This window comes from Baekduia sp. (assembly GCF_035318805.1).
In the GTDB taxonomy this organism is placed as follows: Bacteria; Actinomycetota; Thermoleophilia; order Solirubrobacterales; family Solirubrobacteraceae; genus Baekduia.
In genome coordinates this window covers 1-20,492 of record NZ_DATHDY010000054.1, presented here as the reverse complement: position 1 = coordinate 20,492, position 20,492 = coordinate 1, and the positions used below count along the sequence as shown (strand labels likewise).

Below are 20,492 nucleotides of genomic sequence, written 5' to 3'. Positions count from 1 at the left end.
GAGCTATTGGCCGCTGGCGGCCTGACGGCGCGGGGTGGGGGATCAGGTGCCGGGCTGCTCGCCTCGGGCTGGCTCGCCCGCCAGATGCCGCCCGCCGGGTCCGCAGAGCAAGCCGACGTCGAGCTCGCGCTTCGGCGCCTCGGCCAAAACCACTGCTGATCGCCCGCTCGCAAGTATCTACGCCGCCCAGCGGCGGGCGCCCGCCTATCGAGCATGAGGCGCCACACACACGCCGCGTCCGGCCTGTCGCGCCCTGGCGACGAGGACCAGGACCGCAGCATCGTCACGCCGTCTGTCGACTGCGCAGCCGTGCCCAACGCACGGCCCACGCTCGCCAGGGCGACCCGCCGCTTCGCGGCTGCGCAGGACCGTGCGCCGAGCCCGTCGCTGCGTCGACTCCGGCGCGCCGGTCGCACGGCCCATGATCCTCACCACCAAGCGCCACAAGGTCCTTCACCCGAGCGAGACCTACCGTCTCGGCCTGGCCCTCTGGCTCGCTGACCGTCTCGCCGACGCCCCGTGCGGCCTGATGACCCTCGCGGAGCGCAAGCTGCTGGAGCGCGAGGTCACGATCCATCGCGGCGTCCTGGAGATCGAGGACGGGTGGGGTCAGATCCTGTACCGCGGCGTGGCTACGCCCCGCGACTACTGGCGCTACCTCACGCGCCGCGTCGAGCACGACGCCGACGGGTGGACCACCGCCGTCGACGGCTTCGGCCAGATCCGTGCCCACATCGCCCCCGCCGCGATCGGCGGCCGCTGATGATCGGCCTGGTCCTGCGCTGCTGGCGCCTGGTGGCGCTCGCCGGCGTGCTGATGTTCGCGTGGAGCCACCTGCCGGGCCCGCTGCGCTCCAGGGCACCGGCGGCGCTGGCGCGCCTCAACGCGGCGCTGCCCTGGCAGCACGACGCCGCACCCAGCTCCGCCACGCTGGTGGCCGTCGTCGACGGCGACACGCTCCGCGTGCGCCTGGCCGATGGCGCGACCACGCGCGTGCGGCTGCTCATGGCCGATGCCCCTGAGCACACCGCGACGCGCGCCTCGACCGGCCACCACGTCGACTGCGGCGGCAGCGCCGCGCTCAACCACATGGCCTCGCTGGTAAAGGCCGGCGATCAACTGCGCCTCACCGCCGATCCGACCCAGGACGGCTCCGACCGCTACGGCCGCCGGCTCGCCTACGTCTCGCGCGGCGGACGCGACCTCGGGCGCCTCATGATCCGCGCCGGGTGGGCCAAGGTCTATATCTACGACCACCCCGGGTTGCGCGTCGTGACCTACCAGGCGGCGGCGCTCTCGGCCCGCACCAACCGCCGTGGCGTCTATGCCGCCTGTGACGGCGACTTCCACCGCCCGGCACGGTGACGCTCTACCCCGATCTCTGCTCGGCGCCGCTGTTCTGCGAACACTGCCACGCCGCCGTCTGTGACGCCCTGCGTTCGCAGCCGGACACCGGCTCGGCGTGCGGCTCAGCCCTTAGTCCACTTCCCGCCTCAGATCACGGAGCGACCTGCTGTGTGCCATTCAGGTTCCGTCCAGTACGCCGATGTGTGAGCCGTCGCGGTAGCACGCAGGTGCACAAACCCCCGCCCAACAACATCATGAACTTGCCTTCTCTCAGCGTGCGCTCCCACCATCGGCCGGGGCTGGCGATTTTCGTCGCGCTCGCCGCCACCATCCTCACGGCGCTCCTTCCGCCCGCGGCCCACGCCGGCCCGGCGACGATCTACACGTGCCACGCCAAGACCGGCGGACCCAACGGCGCGATCAGCGACTCCGGCTGGGCTGGGCGAGCGCCGGCTTCGGCGACTTTCTCAACACCCCTGCCGCGCCGCGGCGGCTACCTCCGAACCGTCGCCGTGCGCTAAGCCGGCTCCGCGACGGTGCTGCCGGCGTCCCGCAACCAACGCGATGAGCGTCGCCGGCCCCGCCACCGCTCGTCGGATGTGCCGTGCCTCTGGCCGCGTCCTCGGCACGACGCGATGCAGCGTCTGCGGTCGCGACGCCTCGTAGCAATGCGCACGAGCTGCTATCGATCACCGACCATGATCGCACAGGACACTCCTTCATTTGTCCAACTTCAGGCCCGTCACCGCAGTCCGCGCGCGTAACCGGGCGATGGGAGCAGACGACTGCCAACAGCGCGCAAGCCTCGGCTTCAGGGATGGCAGAGACCTGTACACACCAGCGCGCTCAGAAGGTCACGGATGACCGTCTCCACCCCACCCAAAAAAGAAACTGCGCCACGGTTCGCGGGCCGCCCGCCTGAGTGGCAGATGCGCACCGCAAGCCCGCTCGAGCACGTCATCGCCCACCAGGACGACTACGTCCGCCGCATCCACGGCCACTTCTTCCGCGCGCTGTCGACCGCCGCCTGCGCAGACGCCGTCCAAGACGCGTTCATCGCCGCCTCCCAAAGCGACGACTTCGCCGCACTCGACGGCGCCGACCAATGCGGCGCCTGGGTCCGCACCCGCGCCTACCGCAACGCGATCGACCAGATCCGGATCCTCAAGGGCCGCCCCGATCGCGGCGCTCCCGAGCGCTTCGCCGTCGTCTCCCTGGACGACCTCCCGCTCGAGGCACTCCCCGGCGAGCCCGACTACGCCGACGACGATCCCCGCGCCGACGACGCCGCCGCGGTGCTCGAGGCCTTCAACCGCCTGCCCGACGCCGAGCAGCGCGTCATCGGCCTCCGGCACCTCGACAACCTTGACCGCCGCGCCTGCGCGCGGCTGCTCGGCCTCTCAGAGACCCAGTACAAGCGCAAGCACACCGAGGCCGTCCGTCGGCTCATCAACCTCGTCATCCAGACGCGCCCGCACGACACCTGTCTGCAGGCGCGGACGTTGATCGATCTCTCGATCAACGACATGCTCGACCACGACTCGGTGGCGCGCCGCGACGCCCACTTGGCCGGCTGCGCGCACTGTCGCCAGTACCAGCGCCGCAGCCGCGGCCTGCTCATCTTCGTTCCACTGCCCGCCGTGGCCTTCAGCGACCGCTTCGTGGCCCGCCTGCACAGCCTGCTCGAGCGCTTCATGCCCGTCGTCCAGAACGCGGACGCCGCCACTACCGCAGGGGGTGCCGGAGCGATCGGCGCCGGCGGCGCCAAGCTCGCCGCCATCGTTGCTGCCAGCGTCGCCACCGTCGGTGGCGGCACCGTCGTCATCCACCACCAGGTCACCCACCACGCTCCGGCCAAGGCCGCAGTCGTCCAGGCCCGGCCAGTCGGTGCTCCCGCGGCTGCACCGACCACGACCACGACAACCGCGCCGCTCGCGCGCTCAGCCAACGTCACGCGCGCCGCCGCTGCGGCCAAGGCCCGCGCCAAGGCTCGAGCCAAGGCGGAGGCTGCCGCGCGCCGCAAGGAGGCCTCGGCGTCTGTCGGCTCCGGCGAGCTCAAGCCGCTGGGCCACGAGATCACCGTGCCGAGCATCGCGACAGCCGCAGCCGCGCCGCCGCCGGTCGCTTCCACACCTTCCCCCACGCACACCAAGTCCGCCCCGGTCGCGGTGCCGACCCAAGCGCCGGCCGACTCGTCCTCGGGCGAGTTCGCGCCTCACCCCTAGTTCATGTCCTTGATCTCGAAAGGATCAACGTTGCAACTGCACATCCCTCAGACGCTAAGCCGCGGACGGCACCGCGTTGCGGTCGCCGCGGCGGCCGCCCTGCTGGCCGCCGGTGCGCTCACGCTCGCCCAGGCCGCGCCCTCGCGCGCCGCGGGCGGCTACATCAACGCCTCCTGTGACACCAACGCAGGAGTCTCCGACGCCTACGGCGGCTGGACACCCTTCACCAACACCGCGCTCGGCTCGGGCGTCTACACCGTCAACAACTGCAACTGGGGCGGGCTGCACACCGAGCTGGAGCCCAGCGGTGGCTTCAGCGTCACCAGCTACCGCGAACTCGGCTGGGACTACGCCGCGCCGGCCAACACCCGGATTACCGGCTTCAGCGCGGGGATCGGCGGCTGGAACCGTGCCTGGGACGGCTCGTCGCGGGGCGTCATCACCGTCGACGCTGACAGCTCCCGCCTTCGCGTCTATTCGTCTGCCGACGGCATCTGGCCGACCACTGACCCGTTCGCCGCCTGGGGGCTCAACGCCTCGCAGTTGCGGATCCGCAGCGCCTGCGACGGCGCATCAGGTTGCTCGAACTCGACCTCCTGGCACTCGGTTTTCTCGCCCAAGACCTACCTGGCCGACGACACGCCGCCCGCCGCCGGGACGATCTCCGGCGCCGCCAAGGACGACGCGACCTGGAAAGGCGCAAAGAGCCTGGCCTACGCCGCCACCGACCAGGGCGGCGGCGTCGCCCGGTTCCGTCTCTACGTCGACGGCACTCAGACCGTCGATCACGTCATCGACACCTTCGGCGGTCACTGCTCGATCCTCGGCAGCGAGAGTGGCCAGTGGATCTTCGGCTACCCCAAGCCGTGCCCCAGCGGCGTCAACGACACCGAGGCCATCGACTCCAACGCGATCGCCGACGGCTCGCACACCATCACCGCCAAGGTCGTCGACGCCGGCGGCCGCGAGGCCACGCTCTACACCGCGACCAAGCTGGTGGCCAACCACCCGCCCGTCAACACCCAGGTCCCGAAGTACGCCGGCGCGGCCCAGTCCACCCTCGTCCCCATTGTCGGCACTGCCGTTGCTGTGGCCGACGACGGAACGTGGAGCGGTCCGAGCCTCACGATCACCCGCAACTGGGTGCAGTGCGACGCCAACGGCACGTTGGCCTCTTGCGGCGCAATCCCCGGCGCCACGGCGCTGAGCTACACGCCCACCGCCGCAGACGTCGGCCATCGTCTGCGTCTGCTGGTGACCGCCACCAACGCCGCCGACTCCGTCACCGTCTACTCGGACCCGACGGGCATCGTGACCGCCCCGAGCAACGCTGAAAACACCACGCCCAAGCCGACCGACGGCACCGACGGCACCGGCGGAGTCAACGGAGCCAACGGTGCCAATGGCGCGGGCGGCTCCTCGAACTCGACGACGAATACCACGACGCTAGTCGCGCCGGCGCTGCCGGTCACCGAGGTCAACTCGACGATCGCGCACACATTCCGTGGCCGCATCGTCGGCGAGGCCTCCGGAACCGTCTGCCCGCAGGACAAGGCAACACTGAAGTTCGAGCACATCAAGGGCGGCCGGCTCAGCTTGAGCAACGGCAAGGCCGCCACCGCACAGGTCCAGCTGACCTGCAGCACGACGGGCAAGGCGATCGCCGGCGCCCAGCTCGACATCGCCACCAAGATCGGCGCCAAGGCCGCCGTCGCGGCCGACATGAGCACCGACGGTGCCGGGCACGCGGTGCTGCGCCTGGCAAAGGGGGCCAGCCGCGCGGTGACCGTCGGCTACCGCATGTACGCCGACGACCCGATCGCTCGTGCCACGGCGACGCTGAAGGTACTGGTCAACAGCAAGGTGTCGCTGAAGGCCAACCGCAAGCGTGTCCACAACGGCCAGGCCGTGACGCTGCGCGGCACGCTGGCCGGCGGCGAGATCCCGACGCGCGGCGCCTCACTGGCCGTGCAGTGGAAAGACGGCAAGCGCTGGCGTCCGTTCGCCCAGATCAAGACCGATCGCAAGGGCGCGTTCAAGTACGCCTACAAGTTCACGCGGACCAACAAGAAGGTGACCTACGCCATGCGGGTACAGGTCATCAAGGGCCAGGTCGACTACCCGTACGTGGCGACCGCGTCCAAGACCGTGAAGGTCACCGTTGCCCCCTAGCAACGACCACCAAGCGGCCCGCTTCGGCGGGCCGCCCACGGTCCTCTTCGAGCTGCTGCGGCGACGGGCGATGCCCGCCGCCGTCGGTGGCTGCGCGGCCGCCGCCATGGTGCTGGCCCGTCCTCGGGCCGCTGACGGGCGCATGCCCCACGCCGTCCATCCCCGGCCGTGCGGCCGCGTCGTGGTGCAGCTGCTCGCCGCGATCAGCGCGATCGTGCTCGCCCTCCTCATCGCCCCCTCAGCCCACGCTGAGGAGATCTTCACCGGCCAGGCCACCGCCGCGCACGCGACGGACTCCACCTGGATCCCCGCACCCGCCCAGCGGGCCGCGGTCTGCGTCGTCGACACCGGCAACGACGTCAGCCCCGACACCGTCAACGTGCTCGACCGCCTCTCGGTCGACAGCGGCGACGGTGCCGATCGCAACAGCGACCACCACGGCACGCTGATGGCGATGATCGCCTCGGCGCCCTACAACGGCTTCGGCATGGTCGGTGCCGCACCGTCGATCAACGTCGTGTCGGTCCGCGCCTCGCGCGAGGGCGCGAGCTTCGGCGGCACCGACCTCGGTCTCGCCATCCAGAAGTGCATCACCAACCGCAACATCTACAACATCAAGGTCATCTCGATGTCGCTCGGCGGCGCCATGATCGCCAACCTCGACGCCGCCGCGATGGCCCTTGTTCAGAACAACGTCGCCAACGCCCGCCGCGCCGGGCTGAACGTCGTCGCAGCCGCGGGCAACCACCCCGGCGCCATCGACTGGCCCGCCGCCTACGGTCCCGTACTCGCCGTCGGGGCGGCCGACAACACCGGCGCCCGTTGCTCATTCGCCGCCTCCGGCCCCGAACTTGACCTCTGGGCCTCAGGGTGCCCGGTCGACGCGGCGCGGCCCGACGGCACCGCCGTGTGGGCCAGCGGCTCAAGCGAGTCGACGGCCTTCGTTGCGGGGGTCCTCACCCAGCTGCGAGGCCTTCGCCCCGACCTGACCGTCGATGCCGCCGAGCAGCTGCTCACCCAGAACACCCGCGCCACCGACGCCGGCCCCTCGCTCGACGTCGACGCGGCGTTGCGCGCCGCCGGGCTCGGCGCCGAGCTGACCGCCGGTCATGCCGCCATCCCGGTCCTCGGCACCCAGCCATCAACCCAGGAGGCCACCTCCAACACCACGACCACCGTCACGGCGCCTGCCGCTCCCGATGTTCCCGTGACTACGACCCCGGCGGTAGTCCCCAAGCCTGTGGCCGTCGCTGCGCGCCCTCCCGCTCGGCTTTCCAAGCCGGCGGTGAGCTCGGTGCGCTATCGCCGCGGGCTGCTGACGTTCACCTTCAAAAACAAGCCCAAGGGCATACAGGCGCGCGTGGAGATTTTCGCGCGCCAGAAGGGGCGAGCATTCCCGACCCTCACGCGCAACCTGCGTGTCACGGGCGACAGGCTGCGGACCCGGGTCTCGGGAACGCTCAGCGAAGTGTCGATCACGTACCGTGATCCCACAGGGGTCCGGGGGACATCGGCTCTGCTGAGCCTCCATCCGAGGAAGTAGCGCCGCTTTCCTACGGAAACCAACGCAATGCTCGCTCGACTTCGTCTCACTCTCACCACCGCCGCCGCCCTTCTGGCGGCGGTGGCCGTTCCGATCAGCGCTCACGCGCAGCCCCGTCCGTTGCCGGGCGACGTCGGCCCGGTGGCCGGCGGCGGCGCCTTCGTCATGCAGACCTGCGGCGAGACCGCCTCATCGCAGGGCTGGTCCACCACCCTGAACAGCAACCCGATCGCGCTGGCAACCGGCGTCAACTGCCCACCGTCCAACCGCCCGCCTGGGTTCCCCAACAGCTTCCAGCAGGCCGGTCTCTGGGTCAGCGACCGCCTCGGCAACGCCGGGGGCGCCATCGAGGCCAACGCCGGCGATCGCGCCGAGATGACCTTCACCCCGGTCACAGGAACGATCACGCGCCTGCGCTACTGGCGCGCTATCGCAAAGGCCAACGACGACAGCTGGCAGCCGTACATCGCGCTGAGCACGCGCGCCAACGTCATCGACACCTGCGAGATCGCCGGCCAGTCGATCTGCTTCGCTGGCGGCGACGACTGGTACCCCAACGACACCGCCAACGTCAACCGCAGCTCCTACCGCGACCTCGACAACCAGACCGCCAGCTCGATCATCATCGGCCTCTACTGCCGCGACGTCCCGCCCGCCCACACCTGCGGAAACGGCTTCTCGCTGACCAACATCAACGCCGAGATCTTCTCCGCGTTCCTGACGATCGCCGAGTCGACCGCGCCGACGGCGGGCACGCCCACCGGCAGCGGCTGGACGACGACCGACTGGGCACAGGGCACCCTGCCGCTCTCGCTGAGCTCCGCCGACAGCACGGGGATCTACGCCACCCGCGTCTACGCCGACGGATCGCTGATCGCCACGCTGCGGCGCAGCTGCAGCTACGACCGGCCGCGGCCCTGCACCGACGAGCCGGGTGGCGCCGTGGGGATCCCCACGGCCGACCTGGCCGACGGCGCCCACAGCATCGAGGTCGCCGCCGTCGACGCCGCCGGTAACGAGACGCGCGTCGCGCGCCCCCAGCCGCTGCGCATCGACAACCAGGCGCCTGCGGCCCCGCTTGCACTGGCCTCGCCGTCTTCGACCTCGCAGGCCAACAGCTTCTCGGCCAGCTGGTCGCTTCCGCCCGACTCCGGCACACCGATCGTCGCCGCGCGCTTCCAGCTGTGCCAGAACGGCGGGTGCGACGCAGTCCAGACCGCCCCGTCGCCGACCGGCGTCTCCGGCCTGGCGCTTCCCGCCGCCGGCGACGCCACGCTGCGCGTCTGGCTCGTCGATCAGCTCGGCCACGAGAACGCCGCCGGCGCCTCGACGCTGAAGCTGACCTATGCGCCTCCGGCGCCGCAGCCTGACCCTCAGCCGCAGCCGGACCCCACTCCCCCGCCAACGCCGGTCCCGACGCCCACGCCGGTCGTCACCAAGGTGTCGCCTGCGCTGAAGCTCACGACGGTGCGGCGGGCGGGCCGCAAGGTCACGATCGCCGGCAAGCTGTCGACCAAGGCCTCCGGCCGCGTCACCATCCGCTACCGAGTCCGCCAAGGTGGCCGTACGCGCACCGTGACCAGGCACGCCACGATCCGCCGCGGCGCGTTCCGGCTCACGTTCACGCTCTCGGCGACAATCGCCAAGACGCGCACCGCCACCGTCTCGGTCGCTTACCCCGGCGACCGAGACACCCGCTCGCAGACACGCACGGCCAATCTGCGCCTGCGCTAGTAGTGCTTTGTTGGTTGTCGCTCGTGGTGGCGGGCGGGGTGGAGTGGTAGTTGGTCGAGGTCGACGGGCTGCTGGCAGGTCTGGCAGCGGCCGGTCCAGCACCTGAGGAGCGGTTGCAGCAGGCGCACCGCTCTGGGCAGGGTCAGGCCGGCCGCGGGCGATTTGGGCGTCGGCGCTCCAGGGTGAGAAAGCCGTGGGCGGCGGTGACCAGCGCGGTGTGGTGATGCCAGCCGATCCAGGAGCGGCCCTCGTAGTGGTCGAGGCCGAGCTCGCCCTTGAGCTGCTTGTAGTCCAGCTCGATCTTCCAGCGCAGCCGGGCCAGGCGCGCGAGGCGTTCGGGGGCGGTGTCGGCGGGCAGGTTGGAGATCCAGTAGTCAGTCGGCCGATCGGCGCCCTCGGGCCACTCGGCGATCAGCCACTCCTCGCGCGGCACGTCGGCCAGGCCCTTGTGCCAGCGGTGCGCGGCACGGACGCGCGCGAACACGAAGCGCGAGGTCAGCGGCGTGGCGTCGGGGCCGTCGCGGAACGTGACGATCTGGGCGTCGTCCGCCAGGCGCGCGATCAGCGCGCCGATCGCCTCGGGCTCGCGGTCGGCCTTCGGTCGCGTGGGCGGCCGGCCCGTCGCGCCGGCCCGCGCGGGCACGGTGAACGTCGTGCCGGGCGCGAACACCTTCGTCTCGGCGCCGACCGACAGCACGTACTCAAGCTGCGCGTCGTGCAGGCGCTCGCGCAACTGGGTGTTGTCGCCGTAGGCCTGATCGCCGAGCACCGGCGCCTTCGCGACCTCCCAACCCGCCGCGCGTTCGACCAGCTCCACGCCCAGCTGAGGCTTGGTCTTGAACACCACCTCGGCGGGGATCTTGGCCCTCTGGCGCCGGTCGGCGTCCTCACACCACTCCTCCGGCAGGTACAGCGCCCACCCCAACGGCACCGTCCCGGTGGCGCCGACCGCGTGCACCGAGACGCCGATCTGGCAGTTGCCGATCTTGCCCAGCGTCCCCGAGTACTGACGCTTGACGCCCGGCGAGCGCGTGCCGTCCTTGGGGAACCCGGTGTCGTCTAGCACCCACGCCTGCACCCCGATCGCCGGCGCGACGCGCTCGGCCACCGCGCGCGTCACCAGCGCCGGATCCCACGGGCTGTCGGCCAAAAACTGCTGCAGGCTCTGATAATCGGCCGCCGCACCCAGCCGCTCGCACATCGGCTCAAGCGACTTGCGCGGGCCCTGCTCGATCAGCCCGCGCAGATACACCCCGCCGTTGACCACCTGCACCGGCCGGTTCATCGCCCCGGCCAGCACCTCACCCGCAAACGCCTCCAAGCGCTTCTTGACCGCCGACAGACCGGCGCCCTCAGACCGTGCATCCCTCACGCCACCGCCGCCATCATGAACCCCCCGCGTCGAGCAACCAAACACGAGCAGGATTCGACGACACCACCAAAAACCCCTACAACCCAACTAACAAAGCACTACTAGGAGCGTGGGTCCGTAACCCGCCGCGGGTTTCGCCCCCTGAGCGAAGACCCGCAAGGGAACCTGGCCCTGTGGGCCAGTGTTCCCTAGCGGGGCGCCGGTGGCGCCGCTCTTGCGTTCGATGAAATCCCCTGAGCGGCTTCTGCGCGACTAGCGTTCCGCCATCGACACGACGACGACGTACGTTTCCGCTGGCCTGGCGGCCGGCACAGCGCGCCAGACCCGCCAGGACGCCGGGCCCTTCGCCGCATGCCACCCAAGCGTCGCCTGACCGCCGAAGACGACCGCATCGCCCACTGGGTCGCCCGCTGGGCACCAGTGACCTCGATGCAGGTCGCGCAGCGCTTCGGCCGCTCCCGCCGCACCGCCTACCGACGGCTGCAGGTCCTGCGCGACGCCCAGCTGCTGACCCTCACCGAGCCCGTCGGCTCACTGCCCGGCGTCCTTTACCCCGCCCCGCGGCTCTCGCGCCACGGACGCCACCCGATGCATGGCGCCAAGCTGGCCAACCACCTCGTCGCCGTCCAGCGCGTCATCGCCTACGAGGGCGACGGCCGCGCCCTGCTGGCCGCCCACGAGCTCCACGAGCATCCCGGACTCCTCGACCAGCTGCCCCACCACCGTGATCGTCCGCTTCGGCCTTCGGTGTGGGTTCTCGGGGACCCCGCATGCGCCATCTATCCGGCCATGAGAGGCAGTGAGGAGGACCGCCGCGTGCGGGCCCACCTGGCGTCCGCGCCGCAGAACGGCCTCGCCTATGAGCTGCTGATCGAGCCGGACACCGTCCTCGAGGTTGACCTGCCGGCGCACATCACGGTGCTCGCCGTCGACCTCGCCGACGTCCGCGACGCCAGCGCCTGACCGGCTGAGCAAGATTTCTGCGCCACCCCTCTTGGCCCGCCCGCCCAGAGGGAATGAGCGTCACCGAACTCGATCCTCTCTTCGGGATCCTGCACGCCAACGGCGCTGCAGCCGCACCCGCTGAACCGCCGCCGCCGCCGGCGACGGTCCCCGAACCGGCCGCCGCCATCGTCGCCGATCCCGGCGATGAGACCGTCACGCCGTCGGCGCCCGAACTCGAGCATCCAGAGGCCGCGCCGCAGCACGACCCGGACCTGCAGCCCGCCGACCTCGAGGACGACCCGCTCGCCGTCGACCACGAGGGCGAAGACCTCGGCGGCTTCGACGCCGTCACCGACAGCGAGCCCGACTTCGAGGACGACGAGCCCGCCGCCACCGTCGAAGTCGTCTACGACGAGGAGCCCGAGCAGCTCGAGCTCCCCGCGCCCGCCGCAGGCGGGGTCTTCGCTGCCTTCACGCCGGAGATCCCGCAGCCGCGCCCGGCCCCCGCCGCGGCCGCCGCGCCCGTCACCCAGCCCGCCGCCGACCAGCCGCGAAAGGACGGCGGCCCGCTGAAGCTGCGCCCGCCAAGCCTCGGTGCGCTCCGGCCCGCGATCGGTCGCCTGGCGGCCCGCGGGCACCGTCCCAAGAAGCGCATGATCATCGTCTTGGTCCTGCTGGCGCTGGTCGTGATCGCCGCCGCGATGGGGCCCAGCAAGACGCCGGCGCCGTCCGCCAGCAAGCCGGCCGCCGCGGTCCCCGCTGCGCGCGCGGGCACGCCGTCCAAGCCCGCCGCGCCTAAGGCCGGCAAATCCGCCGCACGCCGGACGCACCGCGCCGCTTCCCCGCAGCGCACCCGTCGCGCCCGGACCCGGGTTCGCACCCGCGTTGTGATCCGACGCGTCGCCGTCCCCGCCCCCGCGGCCACCGGCGCCCCGGCTACGGCCCTCGCGCCGCGCGCCGCGCCCCTTCGGCGCTCGTCGGCCGCCTCCGAGTTTCGCCCCTAGCTCCACCAACCACCCGAACAAGGAGTTTCACCCCAGTGACCACCGTCACCAACCGCACCGGCGCGTTGCTGCTCGCGCTGCTGGCCCTGGCCGCCATCGCAGTCCTGCTCAGCACCGAGACCGCGCAGCTGGCCTTCCTGCAGAAGGCCGCGGGCTACACGCCCGCCGGAGGCAACTCGTTCTCCGGCGCCAAGACCTACCTGGACAACCTCCAGGGCGGCATCGCCCCGCTCGCCATCCCGGCCTGCCTCATCGGCCTGTCGATCGGCGGCCTGGGCCTAGCCAGTGGCCAGCAGTGGGCCCAGCGGACCCTGACCGGCGTGCTCATCGGCGCGACGATCATCTTCCTCGGACCGCAGATCCTGGCGTGACCCGGCGACCGCTCACCCGGCCGCTACTGCTGGTCCTGGGCGTCGCGCTGGCGGCGGGCATCCTGATGCCCGCCGCCGCGCAGGCGGCGCCGCTGGATCACGCCGCCAGCACCCCGCTGGGCCTCTTGGGCCTCAACGTCGGCAGCCTCGTCACCGACATCATCAAGAAGCTCGTCGACCTCGTCGTCCCCGACTTCGCCAGCCACTGGATCACCGCGCTCGTGCAGTGGCTCGTCGCCGTCCCCGACGTCACCGACGCCCACGCCTACCCGCACCTGAACGCCTACCGCGCCGAGCTCGTCGGTCTCGGCTTCGCGCTGCTGGCCATCAGCCTCAGCGTCTGCGCGCTGCAGATCGCCGCCGGCGCCCCGATCGCCAGCCAGGTCGCCAAGCGCGCCGTCGCCGCCGCGGGCGTCCTGGTGCTCTACCCCAAGCTGGTCTCCACCTTCATCCTCGGCCTCAACGTCCTGACCGGCTCGATGGTGACCCAGCACCTCGTCACCGACGGCATCGACAAGATGCTCGGCGCCGCGCTGGTCATTGGCATCGCCACCTCCGGCGTCGGCTGGGGCCTGGCCGTCGGCGCCGCGCTGACCTCGCTGTACTTCGTCGCCGGGCTGATGATCGTCAAGATCGGCCTGACCTCGCTCGAGGCCGTGCTGATGCTCGCCGGGGCGCTCGTCTGGGGCCTGTACCCACTGCCCGCGACCGCCTGGCTGGCGCGCACCTGGATCGCCGGGGCGATCACCATCGCGCTCATCCCGGTGGCCTGGGCGCTGATCTTCGCCGCCGGCGCCCTGCTGACCAGCGACTCGCTGATCTGGGCCTCCGGCGCGCACGGCGGCCTGCCCGACGAGCTGCAGCAGATCGTCAAGCCGTTCACCGCCGTGGCCTGCCTGTGGCTGGCCTTCAAAGCACCCGTCTTCCTCATGGCCGCCGGGCGCGCCGTCGGCATCCACCCCGGCATGGTCGCCGGGCCCGCCCGCGGCGGATCGGGCGGCGCCGCCTCCGGTGGGCGCCGCGGCATGCTTGCCGCCGGCGTACAGACCAACCGCGACCGCTTCCGCGCTCTGGGCGCCGCCGCCGCAGCGCGTGCCACCCCGTTGGCCGCGAACGCCCGTCAGCGGGCGGCGTCACTGCGATCCAGCGCCACCAGCGCGGTCGGCAAGCGCGTCGCTCCCGTGGCCAGCACCGCCGCCGTCGGCATCGGTGCGCCCCACACCGCCACCGGCGTCATGGGCGGCCACGCCGTCAAGCTCGCACGCACCAGCGCCAACGGCCTCAAGGCCTCCGTCAACGCGCCCGTCAAGGCCAACAAGGCGTGGAAGGAGCTACCCAAGAAGGGTGCCGCCGCACGCTACGCCGCCGCGGCCGCGCTGCCCGGCGCCGACAAGCTTGCCCCCACTGCAGGCGGTGCGGCCGCCGCTGGCGGCGGCGCCTCCGTCGGTCCGCGTCAGCCCGCACCCGCCGCGCCGCGGCCGCCTGCGCCCTCGAGCACCACGCCCGAGAAGACCGCGGCCGCGGCTGACCCCGCCGCCATGGCCGCCCAGTCCAGCCCCGCGCCTGGCGGTTCTGATCCGGCTGTCCGCACGGCCGCCTCTGACGCCGCCGTTGCGGCCGCCGCCGTCAAGGGCACGCCGTCGGGGCCAGGCGCCCAGCGTCGCCCCACAGCGCCCATCGGCACGCCCGCCAGCTCGAGCCCCGCCACCGGCTCCTCACCGAGCACCGCGCCGGCGCGCGCCGCCCCGCAGCCCGCCATCGACAACGCCCGGCGACCCGCGACCAAGGCGCCCGGGATCTCCGCCCCAGCGCCCGCCCGTCGCACCGCCGCGCCCAAGCGCCCCGCGCCCGCCGCCGATCGCGCCGCCGCGCGCCCGGCCCGTCCCGTTGACCCGCGGCCGACCACGCCGCCCGATCGCCGCCCCTCATGAGCAACGACACCAACGACCTCGCCGGCGCCCTACGCGAAGCGCTCGCGCCCCGCACCAGCCTCGTCCATCCCACCTACCGCCACCTCGGCCGACCGGTGACCCTGATCGGCCTCAACCGCACCCAGTGGGTCATCGTCCTGCTCGGCCTCGCCGCCACCTGGGCGCTGACCTCACTACTGCCCATGCCGACCCAGTGGGCGATCTCTGTCGCCGGATCGCTGGTCGGCATGCCCTGCGCGCTGCTGTTCGTGCTCACCGCCGACAGCGAGCTCAGCCTGCGCTCGATGCTGCGCGGCGTGCGTTCCTGGCGGCGCAGCGCGCACGTCCTGCTGCCCGACGTCGCCCTGGCCACCGAGCCGCACGGCTACGAGCTGCAGGCCCCCGACACCAACCTGACCAACCCCGGCGTCAGCGACGCCACCACCCCTTCCCTGGAGGACCTGTGGGCCTCGTAAAGACCCCGTCGCTGCGTCGCAGCGAGCAGCCGCGCAGCGCCGCCGACGAGCTGCCCATCGAGGCGCTCAGCCACGACGGGCTGCTGATCCGCTCCGACGGCGCGCTCGTGCGCTACCTCAGCGTCGTCCCCAACAACCCGCTGGTCCTCGACGAGGACGGCTGCCAGCGCATGACCGCCGGCTTGACCGACATGTTGCTGCGCGTCCCGGCCGGGATGAGCCTGCAGTTCTACGTCCACGCCAACCACGTCTCGCTCGAGCAGCTCGTCGCCGAGATGCGCACCGAGACCGACGGCGCGACCCAGCGGCTCATCGACTCCGAGGATGACCTGCACCGCGCCCAGGGCGCGGCGCTGCGCGCGCTGGCCGCCTGCCACGAGCAGGGCATCGCCCAGCACGCCGAAGCCCAGGCCGCCGTACGCGTGCGCTACGTGCTGGTCGTCACCTTCGACCCCGCCCAGCAGACCCGGACGCTCGGCACCCTGCCGATCGCGCGCAAGACGCGCGAGTCAGACCCGCTGACGCGAGCGCTCGACCACCACCTCGGGCTCATGCGCGACGCCCAGGAGCTCTGCGATCAGCTGCGAGCATCGCTGCGCTCGCTGGACCTCACCGTCGAGGCGATGAGCGGCCAACAGGTCGCCGATCTGCTGTGGTCGCGCCTGGCGCCGACCAAGGCCCGGGCGCTGCCCGACCAGGCCCCCGGCCTTTCTGAGACCGCGATCCTCGGCAGCCTCGATCACGACGTCGACCGCGCCAGCGCCGCGGCGGCCGCCAGCCGCCTGCGCAATGCGCTGGCCCAAGGCGTCATCGACTTCCGCCCTGCCCGCCACATCGCCATCGACGGCGACCTCGAGCAGACCGGATACGTCTCCAAGCGCCCCGAGCGCACCTTCTACGGCTGGCTGCTGCACGCCATGCAGTCAGACCGTCCCTGGACGCTGTCGATGCACGTCCGCATGCGCGACCGCGGCCAGGAGCGCGACCGCTTCCGCCGCCGCGAGCGCGTCCTGTGGGGCATCAACAGCTCAGAGACCGGCCGGCCCAACCGCAGCCAGCACGAGCAGGAAGCCGAAGTCACCGCCATCGGCGACGAGCTGTCAAGCGGCGGCGAGTCGATCGCCGACGTCTCGCTCTACCTCTCGCTGCGCGAGCTCGGGCCCGAGCCCGACCCTCGGGCGCTCGGCGAAGCGTCGCTGCGCGCCCTGCGCACGATGGTCACCCCCGTCGAGGCCGGCGTCCAGCAGGGCGAATGCCAGCAGCCCGACCTCTGGCGCTCCAGCCTGCCGCTCGGTCTCGACGTCGCCGCGCGCACGTTCCCACTCATCACCCGCAACGTCGCCGACAGCATCCCGTTCGTCTCCACCAGCTCGGGCAGCCCCGACGGGATCCCGTTCGCCTTCGCCGACCCGGGCCGCACCGTCGAGCGCATCAACCCCTTCGACAAGCTCCACGACAACGCGGTCACCCTCGGCTACGCCAAGTCGGGCAAGGGCAAGACCGCCACCGTCATCCACCTGGCCTCCGCGGCGATGGCCCGCGGCGCCCAGGTCTCGGTCATCGACCGCTCCACCGGCCACTACAAGTTCCTGTGCTCGCTGATCCCCGGTGCCGCGCACCTCGAGCTCGGCGACGCCAACGAGCAGGCCACCATCAACTGCTGGGACGTCCCCGACCCCGGCAACGTCCCCACCGACAAGGTCGCGTTCCTGCTGCACCTGCACGCGCTGCTCATCGGCGAGCACGACCCCGACCAGGACAGCTACGGCCTTGACCGCCTGCAGCGCTCGCTGCTGGCCCACGCCATCCGCGCCACCTACCGCCGCTGCCACCGCGACGGCCTGGCGCCGCGCGAGCAGCTGCTGCACCAGATCCTCGCCGAGCTCGCCGACCTCGAAGCCGACCGCTCCGCCGAGCACGCCGCCATCTACCGCGACCTCGCGCTCGGCGTCGCCGAGTTCTGCGGCGAAGGCACCTACGCCTACCTGTTCGATCGCCCGACGTCGCTCGGCGTGCGCCCCGACGCGCCGCTGGTCGTCTTCAACACCACCAAGATCCCCGCCGACATCGCCCCCGCCGTGCTGTTCTCGATCTTCGAGTACATCACCAACCGCAACGAGGACCGCTGGTCCGCAGAGCTGCAGCGCCGCGCCGCCGGCTACCGCCCCGCCGGGCCGCTGGACGGCACCTCGATGCTCGTCTTCGAGGAAGTCTGGAAGGTCGTCAGCCGCCGCGCGACGGCCGAGTTCGTCGCCGAGCGCGCCCGCCGCGGACGCCACACCGGCCTCTGGACGATCGCGCTGTCCCAGACGCGCACCGACATGGACAACCCCAACGCCCGGGCGCTGCTGGACAACGCCACGATGCACTTCGTCCTTGGCCAGAGCCGCGGCGACCTCAAGGCCGTCCAGCGCGGCGTCGGACTCGGCGACGAGGAGATCGAGCAGATCCGCAAGCTGAGCACCGAGAAGGGCGTCATGGCCCAGGCCTACTTCGTCAACGGCGAACGCGGCCGCGGCACCGTGGCGATCCGCATGGCCGCCCCGATCTACTGGACGGCGACCTCCGAGCCCCACCACGACGTCCCTCGCCGCGGCCTGGCGCTGCGCACCGCCGGCGGCGACCCGTGGGCCGCGCTGGCGCTGCTCGTCGACCCCGCCTGGCACGCCCAGGTCGACCGCGATCAGGCGTGAGCGTCGCAGTCCCCGCACTGCAGGTCGCCCGCCACAGCCGGGCGGCCAAGCTGGCCCCCGGCATCCTGGCCGTGCTGCTGCTGATGATCGTCGCGCCGCTGGCGATCATCAGCAGCCAGCAGTCAACCCAGGACTTCGGTCCCGGCGGCCTGCCCGCCGGCGCCCAGCCGTTCGTCGCCGTCTACCAGGACGCCGCGCAGGCCTTCCACGTCTCGCCGTTCTTGCTGATGGCCGTCCACGAGGACGAGACCAACTACTCGACCTCCACGCTCGCCGGCGTCACCGACGGCCTCAACTTCGCCGGCTGCTGCGCCGGGCCGATGCAATTCTCCATCACCAGCGCCGCGTCCAACACCGCCGGTGGCTCCGGCGGCACCTGGGCAACGTTCGCCAACGCCTACAACAAGGCCGACGCCCCGCGCCCCGACGACTACCCCGGCCGCTACGGACACCACCCCAACGTCTACGACAGCCACGACGCCATCTACGCCGCGGCGTCCTACTTCCGCTCACTCGGCGCCGGACCGCAACTCGACACCCGCACCCTCGGCGCCCTGGCCTCCTACAAGGGCACGCCGCCCGCCTCGCTGCCCTACGCCCGCCACGACTACCAGCGCGCCCAAGAGCTGCAGCAGCTGGCCGCCGCCGACACCGGCGCCGGCGAGCTCGGCAACGTCGACGGCACGCCGCTTCAGCGCGTCGTCGCCTACGCCAACAAGATCGAAGCCCTGAAGCTGCCCTACTGCTGGGCCGGCGGCCACGCCCCCAAACTCGGCCCCTCGGCGACCGCCAACGACTGCTGGCGCCAAGACGCCGAGGCCGCAGGGCGCACCTTCTCAGACACCGGCCTGGACTGCTCGGGCTCGCTGCGCTGGCTGCTGACCCTCGCCGGGTTCCGCGACCCCGGCGGCATCGGCTCCGGCGCCTTCCCCTCCGCCTACGACAGCGGGCCCGGCACGCACGTGACCATCTGGTCCAACGCCGAGCACGTCTTCCTGACCATCGACGGCCGCGGCTGGGGCACCTCCGGCTCCAACTACAGCCACGGCCCCGGCTGGGCGCAGCACACCACCGTCGGCTTCACCGCCAGCCACCCCCACGGCCTCTGATCCCCAAGGACCCTGACATGCTCAACCACCGCCTCCCCGCCCTGCTCGCCGTCGCCGCCACCGCCCTGGCCACCGGCTGCGGAGTCTCCAACCCCTACGACAAGACCCAGGCCGCCGCTCCCGCCTCGACAGCGGCCGCGACGACCGCCGCCGCGCCCGCAGCATCTCCCGGCGGCGCCCGCGCGCCGCGTGCGGCGCGCACCGCCGATCAGGCGATCCGCCTGTTCGCCACCACCTTCATCAACTGGCACTTTGACCAGCTACCCAAGCAGCGCCTCGCGCTCGTCGCCCAGTCCGCCGGCACGCTGGCCGACGAGATGAAGCAGGCCGCCCACCAGGCGCTGACCGAGGTCAGCCGCCGCGCATCCAACCAGGCCAACACCGGCACCGTCGAAGTCGTCACAGACCCCAAGCACAACGGCCAGTTCTACGTGGTCACCCACGAGACCGCCAAGCTCGGCGGCAGCGACGAGCAGTCGGCCTACTTGGTCTACCGCGCCACCGCCCAGAAGACCGCCGACGGCTACAAGCTCACCTCGTTCAAGGCGGTCAGCTGACGATGATCGTCGCCGTCTGTGGCCTGCACGGAGGAGCGGGCACCACCACGATCGCCGCGCTGCTTGCGCGCGCCGCCGCCGCCCAACAGCCCGGCCGCGTGCTGCTCTGCGACAGCGCGCCCGGCGCCGGCGACCTCGCGCTCGCGCTCGGCGCCGCCAGCCCCTACAACCTCACCGACGTCGCACGGCTGGCCGACGACCGCCAGACCCCCGCCGAGGTGCCCTGGCTCGAGCAGGCCGACGGGCTGCGCGTCATGGCGCGCGCACCCGCACGCCGCGCCGCCGCCCGCCCCGACGCCGTCGTCAAGGTCCTGCGCGACGCGGCCGCCGCCCACTCGCTTGTCATCGTCGACGCCGGCGCCCTGCAGTCAGAACACGCCGCCGCGGCGCTGCACGCCGCCGACATCGTGCTATGGACCCTGGACGCCACCGCGCAGCTCGACCGCTGCGCCGCCCTGCTCGGCGGCCCGCTGGCCACCGACGCGCGCCACGCACGCTGGCTGCTGGCCGCCAGCGCCACCGGCCGCGACGCCGACGTACCAGTCGCCGCGCGCCTGACCGAGCTCGTGCCCACCGCCGCTCGCCTAATCCTGATTCCAGCGGTCGGCCACCGGGCCGCAATCGCCCCCGAGCGGCTGCTCGCGGGCACCCAGCTGCTCAGCGCCCTCAGCTAGGGGGCTTCACGGTCGTTCGAGGCACCCGCTTGCGACGACCCTGTTACAGCCGTCGCCTTGATTCCTGGACCTGCCGGTACTGCGCCGCCCGGCCGTGGCGCCACCCCTGGTCCGAACTCGACCAGCTCCGCTCTGCCGGTACCCGCGAGTGGTACCCGGAAGACTTCACGCGCTGGGTACCAGCGAGAGTGGTGGCGTTCTCAATCAACAACAAGCGATGTCAACGATCGTCGGAATTCCCCAGGTGCGATCACGGGAATTCCCCACCTTGTGAGGGGTGGTTGAGGCCGGCTCGGAGGGTGGCGAGGCGGGCGCGGTGGTCGCGCATGCGGTAGCTGTCGCCGTCGATCTGTAGGACGG

The 20,492-nt window shown here is 72.1% G+C and carries 17 protein-coding genes; 16 read left to right on the top strand and 1 reads right to left on the bottom strand.

The window, feature by feature from the left end; genetic code table 11:
* Nucleotides 1-421: 421 nt before the first annotated feature.
* The 7 genes from VK501_RS12885 (at nt 422) to VK501_RS12855 (ending at nt 9,021) form a co-directional block, all read left to right on the top strand.
* On the top strand, nt 422-763 hold the full coding sequence (locus VK501_RS12885; RefSeq protein WP_324337898.1) for a hypothetical protein: 342 nt from the start codon (nt 422-424) through the stop codon (nt 761-763).
* Entirely contained in the window at nt 763-1,365 is a 603-nt protein-coding gene (locus tag VK501_RS12880; RefSeq protein WP_324337895.1) for a thermonuclease family protein, read from the top strand. Before VK501_RS12885 ends, VK501_RS12880 begins: the two co-directional genes overlap by 1 nt.
* 236 nt (nt 1,366-1,601) lie before the next feature.
* Nucleotides 1,602-1,868, top strand: a complete 267-nt coding sequence (locus tag VK501_RS12875) for a hypothetical protein (RefSeq protein ID WP_324337893.1) — start codon at nt 1,602-1,604, stop codon at nt 1,866-1,868.
* Nucleotides 1,869-2,276: 408 nt separating this feature from the next.
* Nucleotides 2,277-3,572, top strand: a complete 1,296-nt coding sequence (locus VK501_RS12870; RefSeq protein ID WP_324337891.1) for a sigma-70 family RNA polymerase sigma factor — start codon at nt 2,277-2,279, stop codon at nt 3,570-3,572.
* Nucleotides 3,573-3,602: 30 nt separating this feature from the next.
* Nucleotides 3,603-5,744, top strand: coding sequence for a hypothetical protein (locus tag VK501_RS12865; RefSeq protein ID WP_324337889.1), 2,142 nt, complete (start codon nt 3,603-3,605; stop codon nt 5,742-5,744).
* Complete coding sequence (locus tag VK501_RS12860; protein ID WP_324337887.1) at nt 5,734-7,287, top strand: S8 family peptidase; 1,554 nt, start codon at nt 5,734-5,736, stop codon at nt 7,285-7,287. Before VK501_RS12865 ends, VK501_RS12860 begins: the two co-directional genes overlap by 11 nt.
* An 81-nt stretch (nt 7,288-7,368) precedes the next feature.
* Nucleotides 7,369-9,021 (top strand): hypothetical protein, encoded by a 1,653-nt coding sequence (locus tag VK501_RS12855; protein ID WP_324337885.1) that lies wholly within the window; start codon nt 7,369-7,371, stop codon nt 9,019-9,021.
* A gap of 142 nt (nt 9,022-9,163) precedes the next feature.
* On the opposite strand, the gene VK501_RS12850 is transcribed toward VK501_RS12855, so the two are convergent.
* Complete coding sequence (locus VK501_RS12850; protein WP_324337883.1) at nt 9,164-10,393, bottom strand: IS701 family transposase; 1,230 nt, start codon at nt 10,391-10,393, stop codon at nt 9,164-9,166.
* A gap of 351 nt (nt 10,394-10,744) precedes the next feature.
* On the opposite strand from VK501_RS12850, the gene VK501_RS12845 reads away from it, so the two are divergent.
* From VK501_RS12845 to VK501_RS12805, 9 genes are read left to right on the top strand one after another with little or no spacing between them, the layout of a single operon-like run.
* Nucleotides 10,745-11,356: a hypothetical protein gene (locus VK501_RS12845; RefSeq protein ID WP_324337881.1), complete on the top strand. Its 612-nt coding sequence runs from the start codon at nt 10,745-10,747 to the stop codon at nt 11,354-11,356.
* A 53-nt stretch (nt 11,357-11,409) separates the two neighbouring features.
* Nucleotides 11,410-12,342, top strand: coding sequence for a hypothetical protein (locus tag VK501_RS12840; RefSeq protein ID WP_324337879.1), 933 nt, complete (start codon nt 11,410-11,412; stop codon nt 12,340-12,342).
* A 35-nt stretch (nt 12,343-12,377) separates the two neighbouring features.
* Nucleotides 12,378-12,713: a hypothetical protein gene (locus VK501_RS12835; RefSeq protein ID WP_324337877.1), complete on the top strand. Its 336-nt coding sequence runs from the start codon at nt 12,378-12,380 to the stop codon at nt 12,711-12,713.
* Nucleotides 12,710-14,644: a hypothetical protein gene (locus tag VK501_RS12830; RefSeq protein WP_324337875.1), complete on the top strand. Its 1,935-nt coding sequence runs from the start codon at nt 12,710-12,712 to the stop codon at nt 14,642-14,644. Before VK501_RS12835 ends, VK501_RS12830 begins: the two co-directional genes overlap by 4 nt.
* A complete protein-coding gene (locus VK501_RS12825; protein ID WP_324337873.1) occupies nt 14,641-15,099 on the top strand; it encodes a hypothetical protein in 459 nt (152 codons plus the stop codon). Before VK501_RS12830 ends, VK501_RS12825 begins: the two co-directional genes overlap by 4 nt.
* Nucleotides 15,087-17,792, top strand: coding sequence for a hypothetical protein (locus VK501_RS12820; RefSeq protein WP_324337871.1), 2,706 nt, complete (start codon nt 15,087-15,089; stop codon nt 17,790-17,792). Before VK501_RS12825 ends, VK501_RS12820 begins: the two co-directional genes overlap by 13 nt.
* A complete protein-coding gene (locus VK501_RS12815; protein WP_324337869.1) occupies nt 17,789-18,901 on the top strand; it encodes a hypothetical protein in 1,113 nt (370 codons plus the stop codon). Before VK501_RS12820 ends, VK501_RS12815 begins: the two co-directional genes overlap by 4 nt.
* Nucleotides 18,902-18,918: 17 nt before the next feature.
* A complete protein-coding gene (locus VK501_RS12810; RefSeq protein WP_324337866.1) occupies nt 18,919-19,458 on the top strand; it encodes a hypothetical protein in 540 nt (179 codons plus the stop codon).
* 2 nt (nt 19,459-19,460) lie between these two features.
* On the top strand, nt 19,461-20,132 hold the full coding sequence (locus tag VK501_RS12805; RefSeq protein WP_324337865.1) for a hypothetical protein: 672 nt from the start codon (nt 19,461-19,463) through the stop codon (nt 20,130-20,132).
* The last annotated feature ends 360 nt before the right edge of the window (nt 20,133-20,492 follow it).

Excerpts from the sequence above, each read along its gene's own strand:
- VK501_RS12885 (WP_324337898.1), top strand. The coding sequence starts at position 422 with ATGATCCTCACCACCAAGCGCCACAAGGTCCTTCACCCGAGCGAGACC.
- VK501_RS12880 (WP_324337895.1), top strand. The coding sequence starts at position 763 with ATGATCGGCCTGGTCCTGCGCTGCTGGCGCCTGGTGGCGCTCGCCGGC.
- VK501_RS12875 (WP_324337893.1), top strand. The coding sequence starts at position 1,602 with ATGAACTTGCCTTCTCTCAGCGTGCGCTCCCACCATCGGCCGGGGCTG.
- VK501_RS12870 (WP_324337891.1), top strand. The coding sequence starts at position 2,277 with ATGCGCACCGCAAGCCCGCTCGAGCACGTCATCGCCCACCAGGACGAC.
- VK501_RS12845 (WP_324337881.1), top strand. The coding sequence starts at position 10,745 with ATGCCACCCAAGCGTCGCCTGACCGCCGAAGACGACCGCATCGCCCAC.
- VK501_RS12840 (WP_324337879.1), top strand. The coding sequence starts at position 11,410 with ATGAGCGTCACCGAACTCGATCCTCTCTTCGGGATCCTGCACGCCAAC.
- VK501_RS12825 (WP_324337873.1), top strand. The coding sequence starts at position 14,641 with ATGAGCAACGACACCAACGACCTCGCCGGCGCCCTACGCGAAGCGCTC.
- VK501_RS12810 (WP_324337866.1), top strand. The coding sequence starts at position 18,919 with ATGCTCAACCACCGCCTCCCCGCCCTGCTCGCCGTCGCCGCCACCGCC.
- VK501_RS12805 (WP_324337865.1), top strand. The coding sequence starts at position 19,461 with ATGATCGTCGCCGTCTGTGGCCTGCACGGAGGAGCGGGCACCACCACG.